We start from the raw sequence: 15,980 nt of genomic DNA on the forward strand, positions 1-15,980 counted from the left end.
ACGAAGACGATGCTTCGTCGCAACCAGCACTCGTCGTCGAGGCAACAGTCGAGGTCGGCCGTCGTCGATCCGCTTCGTCGAAACCGCCCTCTCAGTTATTCGTCGTCGCTGGTCGCTCCAAACGTGAACACGTCCTCGCCATCAACCTCATCGTCGGCGTCGTTGGCGTCGTTGGCGTCGTCAGCGTCAGAAACGGCGGCAGCGTCGTCTCGGTCGAGGTCGATTTCAGCCGGGGATTCGTCGTCCGCCGAGTCGTCGCGGTCCTCGTCGACGTCGTCGAAAGAATCCGGCTCCCGTTCGTCGGTGAACTCTGGAGCAGCAACGCTGTCCTCGTTTCCATCGTCGTCGACCAGTTCGAACGACGGCGAATCTGTCTCGTCCGAATCGGGTGCGCCATCGGAGTCCTCCGTCTGCTCGGACCCAGGGTCGAATTCGCGGGTTGCGTCTCCAGTCGACCCGGCGTCGACACCGTCGTTTACGGGATCGACCTCCGCGTCGGGATCGTCGCCAGCACGTCCATCGGTCCCATCAGCGTCGCCGACGCCTGCAGCAGCACCATCGTCGCTGTCCTCGAGATCGAGGATCTCGTCTGCACTGAGGCCGCCCTCGAGATCATCTCGGTCGCCGTTCTGGCCCTCGCTCGTAGGCGTTTTCATCGCGTCGTACTCGGTCTCGTCGTCTGTCGCCATCTCGGACTCGAACGGATCGGCCGCGCCCTCCTCGGATTCGTCGTTAACTGGCCCGGTGCTATCGTCGACCGTCTCGCCAGAGCCGAATGCGAGCGCGTCATCGGTCTGGTCATCGTCGAAGGCGAGCGTGCCGTCCGAGTCGGCCTGATCTGCGTCGCCATCCGTATCGAACGTGATCCCCTGGCCCTGGTCGCCCGTTTCCTCGGCGGCATCGTCACCGTCAAATTCCGGTTCGCCCACGGCGAGTTCCTCGTCCACGTCGAACGACGACGTAAAGGACACGTCGTCGCGGTCGACATCGGTGTCGAATCGGTCGAGCGCTTCGGAAAGTTGTGCGGCCTGTTGAGAGAGGCTCGACGCGGATTTCGTTACTTCGGTCAACGCAGTCGTCTGCTCTTCGGCCGCGGCAGCAACGTTTTCGGCTTCGGCGGTCGTCTCTTCCGAGATCGTCGCCGCGCCGTCGACCATCGAGACGACTTCCTGGGTCGAAGCCGCCTGCTCTTCGGTTGCCGCGGAAATCTCCTGTACACCCACGTTGGTCTCTTGGGCGAGTTCGGCGATCTCCTCGAGCGCGGTGACCGCTTCCTGAACCTGATCGCTGGCGTCTTCGATGTTGGAGCTCGTCCCCTCGACCTCGGCGGCGGACTCTTCGGTCCGTTCTCGGATCGCCTCGAGTCGGTCTTCGGCCTCGTCGGCTGCCTCGGCGACGTCCTCGGAGAGGGCCTTGACTTCCTTCGCCACGACGGCGAACCCTTCGTCATCGCTGCTGCCGCCTGCGGAACGTGAGGCCTCGATGTTGGCGTTCAATGCCAGCATGTTCGTCTGGCGAGCGATTTCGGAAATCGAATTGATCAGTTCGTCGATCTGCTGGACCTCTTCTTCGAGCCGTCGCATCTCGGCGACAGCACTGCCAGCTTCGGTCTCGATCTCGTCCATCGCGGCGATCGCCTCCTGGGCCGCTTCCTGTCCTTCCCGGCCGGTGTCGACGGTCCGTTCGGCGATGTCGGCGACCTCATTCGAGGAGGCGGCGATCTCCTCGGTCGTGGTCGAGAGACCGCTCATCTCCTGGTTGACCGACTGCAGCGACTCGTTCTGCCGATCCGCGCCGTCAGAAATCTCCTGGACCGATTCCGTGACCTGTTGGGAGGCCGATCTGACCTCTTCACTCGACGCGGTCACCTGTTCGGATGCAGTCGCCACGTCGGTCGCGAACCGGTTGAGTTCGGCGATGGTTTCCTCGATCTCTTCGAGCATCTGGTTGAAGTCCTCACCGATCTGTTGCATCTGCTCGTTTTCGCTTTCGACCGACGCGCGGGCGGTGAGGTCGCCATCTGCGGCGCGACCCATAACCGCGCAGTACTCGGCAGCTTTGTCTTCCAGATGGTCGTTCAGTTCCTGGACGCGTTCGCGCTCGCGTTCGGCTTCCTGACGGGCGGCTTCCGCGTCTTCGATCTGCTTGCGAAGCGTGTCACGCATCGAATCGAATCCGTTGTAGAGACGACCGATGTTGTCGATTCGTTCGGTCTCGAGGTCGACGTTGAGGTTCCCTTGCTCCATCTGGCTGGCTTTTTCGGTCAGCCGGTCGATCGAGGTGGCCGTGTTTCGGCCGAGAACGGCACCCACCATGCCGACCATAAACACACCGAGAATCGTCGCGAGGATACCCCATTCCCTGATATTGTTCACGTAGCCGAGTGCCTGGCTCGCGGGCTCGTGAGTCACGACGACCCAATCAGTGCCGAACACGCGTGCAGAACTGGTAACGTACTCGGAGTGGCCGTCGTTTCCAAAGCCGTATACGTCGTCCACAAAGGAAAGCGAGGAACTTTCGAGTTGGTACGTGGTCGCCCCTTCAGTTCGCGCGGATTTCAGAAGACCGACGTTGCTGTAATTCAGACCGAGCGCTTCGTGCTCTCCGCCGTAGTCCTGGTTATCGAGGATGACTTCGTTGTTGCCGTCGACGACCATCGTCGTTACGCCGCCCTCGTTCTGGAAGCTGTCGGAGTACGCTTCGATATTGGCGGTGTAGACGATCGCTCGGTTCTCGTTTTCGGCGGAAAGTTGGACGTACGTGACGACGGTAGTATCCTGACCGAACTCTCCCTGGGAGATATACCCGCTCGAGACCCAGGGTGCGGTTTGACTCGCCTGTGAGAAGGCTTCGGATGGGATATTGTTCAGTTCGCTGGTCGACGCGCCGCGGAGGGACTCGTTCGTACTCGCACTCACCGTTCCGTCATCGAGATTGACGTAAGAGATATCGAACGTATCTGTATCGAGATGTTCCTTCCAGTCGAGGTATCGTTGTTGGATCGCTGCCGGGTCGTCACTGGCGACGACGTCCGACCTTGCGATCATTTCGGTCGTATGTTCGTTCTGCTCGTTCCACATCTGCAGACTCTGTGCTTCCTGGCTGGCCGAAGACGCGTGATCGGTCTCGACGCGGTTTTCCACTTGATCCGAAATTGCTGCTGTCGCTACGTATCCAATCAAGGCAACCGAGATGCCCAGAATTAGTAGGGCGATCCCGAATTTAACGGCGTACCTGCGTCGGATAGCTGTTGGCACCAATCGTCGAGCGAAATCCATGGATAGGAAACGCGTGATTTCGTCACTACATAAATTGCCAGCCACGGTTATCGGAGTTGATAATTGGATCGCGCTGGAAGATACACGAGTTGACCCTTAGTTTTCTTCAAATACTCTATTACGGTTTCTTATAAATAACTAAATTTAATGAAAATAAAATTACCAATATTCTACCACCGCTCAAAGTTTAACTCGTATTAATGACACGGCCCAAAGGTTAATATTGGTAAGTTAGAATGAGTTACCAGAATGTCTTATCGTGATGGGGTGAAAAACGGAACCGGTGAAACGGCCGCGTCCAGCGCTCGAGAGATCGGTCTGAAACGTCGACGGTACCTCGCTGCTGCAAGCGGAACGGCGAGTCTTTCACTCGCGGGCTGTGTGGAAACGATCGGATCCGTAGCTGGTGGGGCAGGGGAGAACGTCCCGATCACGATCGGATTGCTCGCACCAAATCCGGATCGGAATTTCATCGGCCGATCGATGGTGCGATCAGCCAAGGTCGCCGTCGATGGACTCGGTACGATCAATGGCAGAAACGTCGAACTGGTCGTTGGAAATACGGGCCAAAGCCCGCTCGAGGCGCGTCGCCAGTATCATCGACTCGTTCTCGAGGAAGGTGCGGACGTCACTGTCGGCGTCTTCACGAGCGAAGTGCTCGTAAACATCATGGACGACATCGCAGAGCAGGAGATGATCCACATCACGTCCGGCGCCGCAACGACCGAAGCGAGTCAGATGGTTCGAGAGGAGTACGAGAAGTACAAGTACCACTTCCGGGCAGGGCCGAACAACGACCGCGACCTCGGACGGAATCAGGTCGACTTCGTCACTGCAATGGCCCCCGAGGTTGGCTGGGATTCGATCGCAGTCATCGCCGAGGACTACAAGTGGACCGAGAAACCGTGGGAAGTATACCAGAACAGCCTCGGGGATACCGACGTCGAGGTCGTGTTGACGGAACGCTATCCCCCGGAAACTGACGACTTCACGGACCTCTACGACAGGGTTCAGGCAGCGGAAGCGGACCTGGCATTCATAACGACGGCGCATACCGGGACCGCCGCGCTGCTTGACTGGGTCACCCCCCAGCCACGGCCGTTCGCGTTCGGGGGGATTCACGTCCCGATGCAACTGCCCGCCTACTACAAGCTGACCAAAGGTGCCTGTCGGTTCGGCATCAGCCAGACCAGTGCGACGCCGACCAGCAAAATTACGCCGGAAACGAGGCCGTTCGTCCAGAATTATCAGGAGAAATGGGGCGAATCCAACCCGGTGTACACGGGGTATCATACGCACGACGCGATCAAACTGTTCGCTCACGCCGTCGAGGAGACCGGAACGCTCGACTCGGACGAGCTGGTCGAATTTTTCGAAGGCACTTCATTTACCGGTGCCGCCGGAACGCTCGAGTTCTACGATCGGGATCACGAGTATCCTCACGACCTCAAGTACAACATGGAAGACAACGTCTACTTCCAGTGGCAGGAAAACGACGACGGCGAGGGAGTTCAGGAAGTCGTCTGGCCCGAGAAACATCGCACGGCGGAGTACAAAGCACCGCCCTGGGTGTAAATCGCCTCGGGGATCAATTGGTTCGAACGGCTATCGGCGTTTCATCACTAAGCGGAGCGGCGCTCCGCGAGGTCAGCGAAACCAACGGTTTCACCAGATCACGAGAGAGCGACGCTCAGCGGCACGCCAAAAACATTCGAATTTTAAGCACGCCTCAATCGGCTGCATTTTGCGACCGTGTTCGAAAGCGCGATACCGATTCGCTCGCGACGATCAGTCGTCTGCTTTCGCTTCGGACCGTCCGCTTCCGTTCAGGAACCGACCGCGACCGACCAGCAGCGCACCGGCAAAGACGCCACCGCCGATCGCGAATCCGCCGATCAGCAGGAAAAACGCCGTTCGAGAGAGGGCACCGAGTACGAAACCGCCGAGTGCGATGCTTACCGACCCGAGGCCGAACTCGGCGAGATACGTGTACCCATACGAGAGTCCACGCGCGTCCGGAGGCGTGTAAATCGCGACGGCGTTCTGGTAGAACGGCTGGATCGCGAAGAGGAAAAAGCCGAGTGCCCCACAGAGCGCGATGATCGCACCCAGGCCCACCCCCGCTGCCGTTATCGGGATAAACGCAAGCGCAAGCGCGACGAGGACGACGAATATGGCCGCGAGCCCGCGGTCCGGATCGACGCGATTCGTCAGTTTCCCGCCGGTGTACTGACCCGCCATTCCGACGACCAACAGCCCGACGTAGATGTAGTCGCCCGGCTGGATCCCCTCGAGGCCGGTCGGCAGCGCGAGCGATTCGATCGCCGGAAGATCGCGGAGGATCTGCGGGAGATAGGTCAGCGTTCCGCGGTAGTAGAGGCCCTCAAACGCGACGAGGACGAAGACCACCGCGAACGCGCTTGCAAACAACGTCCGCGTATTTTCGACGAGTTCTGCCGGTGACAGCGCCTCGGCGGGGCCGGCATCGCTGTCGTCGGCCACGGCTGCGGTCGGGTCGAATTCCGCGCGAAGGCCGTAGAGAACAGCGATGACACCCGGAATGGCGAGCAACGCCGCGACGACGGACCACTCGAGGAATATGAGCAAGCTGGCAGCGACGAACGGGCCGAGCGCGATGCCGGCGTTGCCGGCGATGCCGTGCCAGGCGAACACGGTGCCCCGGTCTTCGACGCCGGTGCTGATGAGCGAGAGGCCGGCGGGGTGGTAGATGCTGGCGGCGACACCCCACAGGATCAGCCCGGCCGCGATGACGACGATCGAGTTCGCGACCGCGAGAACGAGAAATGCGAGGCTCATGCCGCCGAGACAGGCCAGGATGAGCGGACGGGTGCCGTAGCGATCCGCGAGGATCCCGCCGGGAAGCGCACCTAATCCGAACGGTGCGTATCCCAGCGCGACGACGATGCCGAACAGTGTGACGCCGACGTCGAACTCGGTCAGCCAGACGACCAGAAAGATCGGGATCGAGGTCTCGAACCAGTGAACGAGGGAGTGACACGCCATCGTAAAGCCCGCAATCGCCCGATCGTTCGCGTTCAGGGCCATGGACGAATCGTTGCCCCAACCCGGGCAGTCCGCGTACTTAGCAGCTTGGATACCAGCGCGGTACGGACGCGTGACAATATTCCTGGTGCCCCTCGCCCCTATTCCCTAGTGCCCCTGGTACCTGTATTCGCGCTCGAGGTCCGCAGGAAGGATCACGTCGATTGCACCTGCAGACTCGTACTCGCGGATCGTCTCGACAATCGCCTCGAAGTCGGCGATCCGCTCGCCTTCGAGTCGATGAAAGAGCAACGAGGTAATTCCTCGCATCGATGCCGTGCGCTCGATCGCCGTTCGCGCTCGCTCGACGCTTGGCTCGCCGAACCGCGAGGCTTGGGCGGTGTTCGACAGGTATCCCTGGGCTGGCATGCCACCGGCGAATGCGATGTCGTGGTGGTTCGCGACGATCTCGAGCGTCGATGCGTCGTACGCGCCAAAGGGGTACGCGAAGTAGTCGGCGCCCGCCTCGAGCCCCCGATCGATCAGCCACTCTTTCCCGCCGCGGATCTCGGCTGCCTGCGCTTTGGGGGTGAGTTCGGGCAGATCTTCGTGACTGACCGTGTGATTGGCGATACACCAGCCCGCGTCGTGGAGTTCGTGGATCTGGTCGGTCGATAGCCGGGTATCTCCCCCGACGTCGCCTTCGTCGACGTAGCCGGTCGTCACGAACGAGACTGCGGGGTAATCGTACTCCTCGAGTATCGGCAGCGCCTCGGTGTAGTCGGTCACGTGAGCGTCGTCGAACTGGAACATCACCTTCCCCCGCTCCGGCCGAGGCACGAAGTGGAGGTCGTCGAACCAGACCGACCCGGACGCTCCCTCGCCAGTCCAAACGAGTAGCTGGACCTCCTCGACCGCAGTCGGATCGAACCCGCCTGCGATCTCTTTGACGCCGAAATTGTACCGAGCGAGTGGTAGATCGGCCTTGATCGCTCGCCGGTAATCGACGCGGTTCCCGTCGACGTCGACGAGTCGCACCACGGGGACGACGAGGGCGTCCGATGCGACGGCGACGCCAGGAACGACGTCCGAACAATCTATCGGATTCGAAAACCGCCGCGCGAGGCCGCCGTTCGGTTCGGCCGCCGGAATCTCGAGGCGACCGCTCTGCGTGCCGACGACGGCCCGATCGGAAGCCGGTGAGAGGGCGCCGCCGAGGATATCCCAGGTGGTCAGATCCTCGAAATCGTCGACGGTGCCGGCTAATTCGGGGTCATCCGTCGAGCGGTCGGACGGAGTAGCGCTTTCGGGTTCCCCGTCTCCGTTTCCAGCGTCGTTCGCCGGATCGGCCGCTGACGAGGGGGAACTCGTTTCCGACCCGGCACACCCCGCGAGCGGGAGCGTCGCTGCTGCCGCGAGATACGTTCGTCGGTGCATTGGCGACAGGACACGTCATCCGGATGTATTGTTACGGCGTCCTTACTGTCACGCTCGACCGACAGTAACGTTGGAGCGTCGGAACGCGTCGGTACGTCGTCCGTTCGTCGGAATGCGAACCAAGCGGTGCAGCGACGAATTTACGTCGACCTCTTGAAGATCGGTGGATAGATCAGTCGACGATGATGGACTCAGTCTTCGTCGCGAGTACCGACGGCCTGGGAAACGTCGACCTCGTCGGGTTCGTCCACTCCGCCGACGACGAGTTCACCGTCCTCGGTTTCGACGTAGACGTCGTCGGCGAAGCCCCCCTCCGCGTGTGGATGTTCGGGATCGTCGAGTTTGTCCGGCGTCGACGGGGCATCGGGCAGTCCTTCTGGCGGTGCGAACTGACCGAGGGGCTCGTCGATCGTCACGTCCCACCGCTCGAAGAACTCCCGGTAGCGATCGTAGTGGGTCTCGAGTTCGTCGACCGGGAACTCCATCATCTCGGTCCAGCCGTGGTTGTAGAAGTCGAAGTTGGCCTGAATGTGGGTTATTTCGCGGGCTTCGGCCTCGGAATAGCCCTCCTGAAGTGCCCGCAGGTAACTGTCCATCGTCGCGTCGAAGAGTCCGTCGAGGTGGGCCGTTCGTTCGTCTGCGCGGTCGGGATCGGCCTTGCCGGCAAAAATTTTGGTATGGAGTGAGACGAGACCCGAGTTGGCGACAGATCGGATTCCCGGCGTTTCGAGGGCTTTCCGATAGGCGAAGTGTTTCACGTTCTGTCGGAGTTTCATAGATCAGCGTTGGGGGCAGACACTAAAGAACGGTTCGGACAGCAGTGTTCGGATCGACTCCCGTTCGATATCGATCGCTTTCCGTGCGCTCGATCGCCGCCGCGAGACGGGAATCCGTCAGAGGTAGCAGCAATCGTTGCCTGCTCGAGAGACGCGTCCAGCCTCGTACGGTCGTATACACGTCGGTAAACGGATTCGGCGTTCAGTTGACGATTGTTGTGTCATGACACCTCATCCGGCAAAATAGACGAGATAGCAACCCACTTTAACCCGCATTACGAACGTTCGAGATATGACTCAGTACGTCATCATCGGTGACGGGATCTCGGGTAGTTCGGCTGCCGAGACCCTCCGGGAGGAAGACCCGGACGCGAAGATTACCGTCATCACCGATGAGGGGGAGCCGCTGTATAATCGGATTCTGATCAAGGAACACGCGAAAGGAAAGCTCCCCGAAGCGCCGATTTCGATCCACGACGAGGGGTGGTACGAGGAACGCGACATCGACCTCTCGTTGAACACACACGTGACGAGCGTCGATACCGACGAAAAGATCGTGTACACCCACGATAGCGGAGATATTCCGTACGACAAACTGCTCGTCGCCACCGGTGGAACGCCGACGCAACTGCCCGTCGAGAACAGCGACGCGGACGGAATACACCACTTCTGGACGTTCCAGGACGCCCGCGGAATCCGCGAGCACGCCGAACGAGCCGACAAAGGAGTCATCGTCGGTGCGGGGCTTCTCGGCATCGACTTCGCGGCCGTCTGTGGTGCACAGGGCATCGAGGCCGACTACGTGATGCGCGGAGACCGATGGTGGCGCTACGCCCTCTCGGCCGACGGGGCAGAGATTATGCACGATGGGATGCGAGAAGTTGGCGTCGAACCCGTCTTCGACAGCGGCGTCGACCATTTCGAAACCGACGACGACGGACACGTCACCGCCGCAGTCGATCCGAACGGCGACCGCTACGACTGCGACTTCGCGGGTGTCGCGATCGGGTTGTCGTTCAACACCGAGTATCTTCGCGGAGCGGGCATCGAGGAGAAAAACGGCATCGTCGTCGACGAATACATGCAGACGAGCGTCGACGATGTCTACGCCGCGGGTGACATCACACGATTTTACGACGTCCTGCTCGGCGAGCACGCTCAGAACGGGTCCTGGGGCTCGGCCAAGGAACAGGGTCGGGTCGCCGCGATCAATATGGCCGCCGACGACGACGCCGAGGAATTTCAGTGGGTCTCCTCGTACTCGATTACGCACTTCGATTTCCCGTTTCTCTCCTTCGGCCACCCGACGCTGGGCGACGAACACGCCGAACGCCGCTACAGCGACACCGAGTGGCGCCGCGTTGCCTTCAAAGACGGCAAGATCGTCGGCGGCGTCCTCATCGGCGACCTCTCACCCCAGAGCACGTTCAAGCAACTCATGCGCGAACAGCGTGTCGTCGCCGATCAGGCAGACGTGCTCATGGAGCAGTCTGTCGACCTCGACAACCTCGCGCCCCAACAGGAACAGTAACCGATCCCGAACTCACGAGTCGTCCATTTCTTCCGGCTTCGATCCAATCGGTTTCGCTCGCGACGACTTTCCTCGAGCGTGGCAGAAAACCGGCCGTACTGGCGACGACAGCGTCAACTGCAACCGCACCGTCGGCGTTTGGCCGACCGCGTTGCCCTATCGGCAACCGTATCGAAGTCGTTTTCCCGCCTGCGAACCTTCGGTAACGCATGAACGGCGAAAGCGACATGACCCTGGCATTTGAGCTCGAGGCGCTAACGGAACTCGCCTCGCCCGAGCGCGTATTCGAGGATGCCAGAGGCTGGACCGAGTACATCGGCGTCGTCTCCGAGAAGCCGACCTACGTCGTAACGAACTTCACGCGGAAGAACAGAATCCGTCAGGATTTCTTCTCCGGTCCACGCGGAAAAGAAGAGAGCCTCGAGGGCGTCAAAGATCAGTTCGACACCGAACGCTACGTCTACATCGGGGCCAGCGACGAAGACGAGGAGTTGGCCGAAACGGTCGGCTGGGAGTATCTCGCCGTCGAGGACGCGTCCGAAGCGGCCGACTGGATTCTGGCGACCCACGCCGAAGACGAAGACGAAGACGCGGAACCGGTCCGCGACGACTGGCCCTGAGAGTCAACGGATACCTGACCTGGCCGGATCGGCCAGAGAAGGCGGCGGTGTTCTTTCGTTCCTCGCTCACCGACGACAAACGGGCGTTCGCCGGTGGTACGTTCTGTCGCTATGAGACGACCAGCACCGGCCGGTGACTGTTGTGCGATTCAATCGCCTCACTTCGACGTGACGGGCCCGGAAACCGATCAATCGTCGTCCGTGGCACTGATGCCCGGATTGCCGTTCGTCACGGTGGCGATCGACGACGGTGCGATCGGCCCGTCGTTCGCACCGAACTCCGGATCGAACAACTGGAGAGCGGTGTGGATGGTGCTCCAGTCGTCTTCAGCCGCCGCTTCACGCAGGCTTTTGGTCGGCGGGGCGAGTAGTTTATTCACGAGCGAGTCGGCCATCGCTTCGACGACCTCGCGCTGTGCTTCGGAGGCCCCGTCGCCGTCGAGTCGCGAAAGGGCCGTCTCGACTTCTCGGTCTTTGATACGTTCTGCTGATTCGTACATCGCGGCGATCGCCTCGTCGGCGCGAGCGCGTTTGTATTGTTCCGCCAGAAGCGTAAATTCGCGTTCGATCATCGCTTCGACCTCACGAGCGGCGTCGGCCCGTTGCTCACGGGTTTCTACAGTAACCGACTCGAGATCGTCCAGATCGAAGACCCGAACCGCGGGTAACGCATCCGTCGTCGGCGCGACGTCGCGCGGCTGACCGAGATCGACGATTACCTGTTCGGTATCGGTTGCTCCCGCCTCTGCCTCCTCGAGATGGCGCGGTTCGAGTATCGGTTCCTCGCTCGCGGTCGCGGTAACGACGATGTCCGCGCGAGCGGCAACCGTATCGAGGTTCTCGAGCGGTGCGACGCTGGCGTCGGTCTCGTCGTCGACGTCGTCGACGATGTATTCGGCGTGGGCGACGGTTCGATTGGCAACGACGAGTTCGCCGACGCCAGCGGACTCGAGATTGCGTGCTGCGAGTTGCCCCATCTCGCCGGCGCCGACGACGAGCGCAGTCGCCCCTTCGAGGTCGAGTTCCTCTCCGGCGCGTCGCGTTGCCGCCGATCCCAGCGATACGACTCCGTCGTTGATCGCGGTCTCGGTGCGAGCGCGCTCCCCGACGTGTATCGCTTTCGTGACTGCGGCTTCGAGCATCGAACCGATGCCATCGGCGTCGCGGGCGTCTTCGTAGGCGGTTCGGACCTGGCCGAGGATCTGATCCTCGCCGAGGATCACTGATTCGAGGCCGGCGGCGACTCGAAGCAGGTGCCTGAGGCTTTCGTCGTGGTGTGTCGTGACGACGGCGTCGTCGTCGGCCCCGGCAAAGAATTCCTGAAGAGCGGCCCGGCCGATGGCGTGGTCCGGGCCGACGACGTACGCTTCGACCCGGTTACACGTCGAGAGGACGTACGCTTCCTCGATTCCTGGAACGGTCAGCAACTCCGTTACAGCGGCCTGCTGACTCTCGGGACTGGCAGCGGCGAGCTGATCGACGCTGCCACTCTCGTGGGTAACTCGCGCTGCGGTGACGACCCCGGTCGATATCACGGCCGTTCACCCCCAGTAGACAGTTCGTCGGCGAGCACGTCCTCGATCACTTGGGGACAGTTGGAAGTACCCGTACGTAAAGCTGTCCAAAGGTCCGGAGAATTGACGACGTCGGTGACGACCGACCGGCGGCGTTCGGCCGGCACGTTTCGGTCTTTGAGCTCCTCACGGAGGCCTGCACAGACCCGGGCCATCTCGCCGGCCCCGTCGAGCGTCTCCTCGAGTTCCTGTCGAAGATGCTTGCTCAGTGCGGGCGCAGTCCCGCCAGTCGCAATCGAGACGACGACGGGATCGTCGCGCACGGTAGCGGGAACGACGACGCTACCGGCGTCGCGCTCGCCCGATCGATCCGCACGGTTGACGAGGATACCACGCTCGCGGCTCGCGTCGGCGACCGCCTCGTTGATCGCCGCGTCATCCGTCGCTGCAACGGCGAGGGCGGGCGCGGCCCGCTCCAGCCAGTCGGCAGCGTCCTCGGGGGCCGGGAGTGCGCGGATCAGTTCGGCGCCGCCGAAATCACGGTCGCCGAACGTCGGGCTGACGACGATGACCCGAGCTTCGCAGGCGAACCGCCGGGCCTTCCGGGCGCCGACGGGACCACCGCCGAAGACGAGTACCGTCGCATCCGTGAAATCGTGCAGAAGTGGTATCATTGTGGCGAATGTGTTCCAGTATTCAGGAGTTATCGCTCTCTGGTATTGGCATCAGCTCGCTCTGCCATTCGAATTCCGGTTTTCTTCAAAATGTTCGTCGAAAACAGGGTGTCCCAGTCGTCGTCGGTTACGTTCCAGTGGTCGGCCATGGTCCGTCGTACCTGCTCGATGCGCCGTTTGCTCTCCGCCTCGTTGCGGCCGTGGGTCATCGCGAAGAAGTTGTACGGCCAGACGTCCTCGTGGCGGGGTCGCCGGTAGCAGTGGGTGACGAACGGCAGCGAAGCGACATCGGGGCCGACCTCCGGGACCAGTTCGTCCGGAACGTTCCAGACCGTCATCCCGTTTTCCGTGTAGCCGAGCGCGTAGTGATTCGGGACGACGCCGATCCGGCGAATTTTTCCGTCGCGTTCGAACCGCGTGATCGTCTCGAGTACCCACTCTGGTTCCTGTCCGATCGCGTCGGCCACGTCGCCGTACGGCGTTTCGGTGAGCGGAAGTCCGTCCTGCACCTCGAGGACGAGGTCCCGCTCGGCCGGCGAAAGGGCGGACTCGTCGGTCGGCGCGACCGTCGGACCGAGATGGGTGAGATCGATCCCTGCCTCTTCGTCGTCTCTCCCACCGTCGAGCGGACCGTCGACGTAGAACTTGGCCTCGACGCGAAACTCCTCTCGTTTCGGTAGGTTGTGCGTTTCCTGCCCCGTCTCGGCTTCGATCTCCGCGAGAACCCCCTCGACGCGGTCTTCGTCGGCAACGCTCACGACGAACCAGACGTTCAGATGCGGGTGTTCGCGCTCGTAGTTGTGGGCGACCTCGCGGTGATCGTTGACGAGCTCGACGATCTCGTCGAATCGGTCTTCGGGCGCGTGCATTGCCACGAGCGTCGCTGCACCGCCGATTTCCTGTGCGTTGACTAGGGGGCCGAACCGCGAGAGGACGCCTCGTTCGTCGAGGGTTCGAACGGTCTCGAGTAACTCGTGTGCGTCGATGTCGACCCCGCGATCGCACATTGCGTCTGCAGCGGGTTCGAAGGGCCGCTCCACGACTGGGAACCCGCCCTGAAAAGCGTTGACGACCGCCCGCTCGCGTTCGCTGAGGTCGACGTCCGTGGACATACCTGTCCGTCGGGACTGCGGTCGTATAAGCGAACCGGGACTGTCCGATCACGCAACGGTCCGTTCAGCCTTCGACGCCCGTTACGTCGAATCCGAGGGCACGAACGTCCGCGAGGATCGCTTCGTGATCTGCGCTCGCTTCGTAGTAGATGACGATGTCGAAACTACCCTGACGCAGTAACTGCTGGCATTCCCAGACGAATGCTTCGTCCTCGAGAGTCAGACCTTGATGCTGATTCGAGGAGAAATCCGTATCGTCGTTGCCCGAGTAAACGAAGCAGTCGTTCGGATCGTATCCCGAATGTTCGGCGATGATGTCGCCGACGTCGATCGTCGCCTGCATCATCTTGACGTCCTCGCTGCCGTCGAAATCGGTGTGAACGATCGCCCCATTCAGTTCGATGTCGCCGGGTTCGAGCAGCGCCCTGGTCCGCTGGTAGAGATCGTCGTCGGTAGCGTCTGCCATCGGTGGATCGTTCACGCGCGGAACGGATAGCCGTCACGATTCGAGCGCTCGGCTGGCCGTAACCGACCTACCACGGCGCCGCTCGGATTGACGAATCGTAACACACAAGACACATAGTTATCGGTGACCTTTTGGTGGATAATGAAGCGGTGGCTCCGTCAGCGCGTCGATGCGGCCTACGAGCGGCTGCTCTCGCGAGAAATTTCCGGCGCGCCGACCCACGTCGCGGTGATTCAGGACGGTAACCGACGGTATGCCCGAAAGCATGGTGGTACCGCCCACGAGGGCCACCGTGCCGGTGCCGAAACGACCGAACAAATACTCGAGTGGTGCCACGATATCGGCGTCGAGGAACTCACCCTGTATGCGTTCTCGACTGAGAACTTCGAGCGGCCCGACGAAGAAAACGAGGCACTGTTCGATTTGCTCTGTGAGAAGCTTCGAAAGTTCGCAGAGGCTGAACGCGTCCACGATAACGAAGTCCGTATTCGGGCCCTCGGCGACGTCGAACAACTCCCGGACCGAGTTCGGGAAGCCGTCGCCTTCGCCGAGGAGCAAACCCGAGACTACGACCGGTTCGTCCTCAACATCGCACTGGCCTACGGCGGTCGCGCACAGTTACTCGAAGCCGTTCGCGGCGTCGCCGACAGCGTCGACGATGGCGACCTCGAGCCGGACGAGATCGACGTCGAGGACATCGAAGACCGACTGTACGACCGGCCCGTCCGCGACGTCGACCTGATCATCAGAACTGGCGGCGACGAGCGCACGTCGAACTTTCTCCCCTGGCACGCCAACGGCAACGAGGCAGCCGTGTTCTTCTGTACTCCGTACTGGCCTGAGTTCTCGAAAGCCGACTTCCTGCGCGGGATCCGCACGTACGAACACCGGGAAGAATCCTGGCGACGGACTCGTGCTCGACGAGCGCTTGCACTTCTCGGCGCTATCAGCGAACCCGAACTCGTCGAAGCCCACTCGATCGTCGACCGATTCCGCGATTCCCTTCCATCAGCCGAACGACCCGATTCCAGGGACGTCGAGGCCAACGACTCGAGTGGCCGGGCGGCCGACTGACGGATGTGAGTCTCCCGACGTAACAGATATGTCGTGTTACCACACACCATAACTTTTATCAGTAAATATAGCAACAATTCCGGCGATGTCGTCCCTCGAAACCGCGCCCGCTGTCGACGTCGAGCGGTTCGTTCGGCTCACCGATGTGTCCCTCGACGAAGCGTACGCGCTCCTCACAAACCCCCGGACTCGCCTCACTCTCCACGTCCTCTCGTCGTGCGGACCGCCGCTTCCGGTCAGCAAACTGATCGATATCGTTTGCAGTCGGGACGACGGGGATACATACGACGTCCGCGTCTCGCTCGTTCACGTGATTCTACCGAAACTCGAGTCACACGGCATCCTCGAGTACGATCGCGACGCAGGATTGGTGTACCTCGATCGGCCAGTCGTTGCAGTCGATACGCCGATTACGGAACTCAGAGACGATTCCGACTCACCGGGCACGAACAGTTCGCCAACATGACATCCTCCCCGGCGTGAACGCCAGGGTTT

General features: G+C 61.4%; 13 protein-coding genes. 5 read left to right on the forward strand and 8 right to left on the reverse strand.

What is annotated here, in order from left to right; genetic code table 11:
* Positions 1-95: 95 nt before the first annotated feature.
* Positions 96-3,278 carry a methyl-accepting chemotaxis protein gene (locus tag HYG82_RS31210; protein WP_179260960.1) on the reverse strand — a complete coding sequence of 1,061 codons (3,183 nt, stop codon included), beginning with the start codon at positions 3,276-3,278 and terminating at the stop codon, positions 96-98.
* Positions 3,279-3,527: 249 nt separating this feature from the next.
* Between HYG82_RS31210 and HYG82_RS31215 the strand changes: the two genes are divergently transcribed.
* Positions 3,528-4,853, forward strand: a complete 1,326-nt coding sequence (locus tag HYG82_RS31215) for an ABC transporter substrate-binding protein (RefSeq protein ID WP_179260961.1) — start codon at positions 3,528-3,530, stop codon at positions 4,851-4,853.
* A gap of 213 nt (positions 4,854-5,066) precedes the next feature.
* On the opposite strand, the gene HYG82_RS31220 is transcribed toward HYG82_RS31215, so the two are convergent.
* From HYG82_RS31220 to HYG82_RS31230, 3 genes are all read right to left on the reverse strand, one after another.
* The gene (locus tag HYG82_RS31220; protein WP_179260962.1) at positions 5,067-6,344 is read right to left on the reverse strand and encodes an MFS transporter; all 1,278 of its coding nucleotides are present in this window, start codon (positions 6,342-6,344) and stop codon (positions 5,067-5,069) included.
* 105 nt (positions 6,345-6,449) lie between these two features.
* Positions 6,450-7,718, reverse strand: a complete 1,269-nt coding sequence (locus tag HYG82_RS31225; protein WP_179260963.1) for a polysaccharide deacetylase family protein — start codon at positions 7,716-7,718, stop codon at positions 6,450-6,452.
* 191 nt (positions 7,719-7,909) lie between these two features.
* The gene (locus HYG82_RS31230) at positions 7,910-8,494 is read right to left on the reverse strand and encodes a DUF6149 family protein (RefSeq protein ID WP_179260964.1); all 585 of its coding nucleotides are present in this window, start codon (positions 8,492-8,494) and stop codon (positions 7,910-7,912) included.
* 292 nt (positions 8,495-8,786) lie between these two features.
* Here HYG82_RS31230 and HYG82_RS31235 point away from each other — a divergent pair, with 292 nt between their 5' ends.
* Together HYG82_RS31235 and HYG82_RS31240 are read left to right on the forward strand one after the other, a co-directional pair.
* Positions 8,787-10,025, forward strand: coding sequence for an NAD(P)/FAD-dependent oxidoreductase (locus HYG82_RS31235; protein WP_179260965.1), 1,239 nt, complete (start codon positions 8,787-8,789; stop codon positions 10,023-10,025).
* Between the two features lie 209 nt (positions 10,026-10,234).
* A complete protein-coding gene (locus tag HYG82_RS31240) occupies positions 10,235-10,645 on the forward strand; it encodes a DUF7124 domain-containing protein (RefSeq protein ID WP_179260966.1) in 411 nt (136 codons plus the stop codon).
* A 188-nt stretch (positions 10,646-10,833) separates the two neighbouring features.
* On the opposite strand, the gene hemA is transcribed toward HYG82_RS31240, so the two are convergent.
* The 4 genes from hemA to HYG82_RS31260 form a co-directional block, all read right to left on the reverse strand.
* Positions 10,834-12,177, reverse strand: coding sequence for a glutamyl-tRNA reductase (gene hemA / locus HYG82_RS31245; RefSeq protein ID WP_179264458.1), 1,344 nt, complete (start codon positions 12,175-12,177; stop codon positions 10,834-10,836).
* Positions 12,177-12,833: a precorrin-2 dehydrogenase/sirohydrochlorin ferrochelatase family protein gene (locus tag HYG82_RS31250; protein WP_179260967.1), complete on the reverse strand. Its 657-nt coding sequence runs from the start codon at positions 12,831-12,833 to the stop codon at positions 12,177-12,179. The genes hemA and HYG82_RS31250 overlap by 1 nt, the downstream gene beginning before the upstream one ends.
* A gap of 29 nt (positions 12,834-12,862) precedes the next feature.
* Positions 12,863-13,945 (reverse strand): siroheme decarboxylase subunit beta, encoded by a 1,083-nt coding sequence (gene ahbB, locus HYG82_RS31255; protein WP_179260968.1) that lies wholly within the window; start codon positions 13,943-13,945, stop codon positions 12,863-12,865.
* 64 nt (positions 13,946-14,009) lie between these two features.
* Positions 14,010-14,411, reverse strand: a complete 402-nt coding sequence (locus HYG82_RS31260) for a DUF5778 family protein (RefSeq protein ID WP_179260969.1) — start codon at positions 14,409-14,411, stop codon at positions 14,010-14,012.
* A 141-nt stretch (positions 14,412-14,552) separates the two neighbouring features.
* Between HYG82_RS31260 and uppS the strand changes: the two genes are divergently transcribed.
* Positions 14,553-15,485, forward strand: coding sequence for a polyprenyl diphosphate synthase (uppS, locus tag HYG82_RS31265; protein ID WP_179260970.1), 933 nt, complete (start codon positions 14,553-14,555; stop codon positions 15,483-15,485).
* A gap of 85 nt (positions 15,486-15,570) precedes the next feature.
* On the forward strand, positions 15,571-15,951 hold the full coding sequence (locus HYG82_RS31270) for a DUF7344 domain-containing protein (protein WP_179260971.1): 381 nt from the start codon (positions 15,571-15,573) through the stop codon (positions 15,949-15,951).
* Positions 15,952-15,980: the final 29 nt, after the last annotated feature.

This window comes from Natrinema halophilum, assembly GCF_013402815.2.
In the GTDB taxonomy this organism is placed as follows: domain Archaea; phylum Halobacteriota; class Halobacteria; order Halobacteriales; family Natrialbaceae; genus Natrinema; species Natrinema halophilum.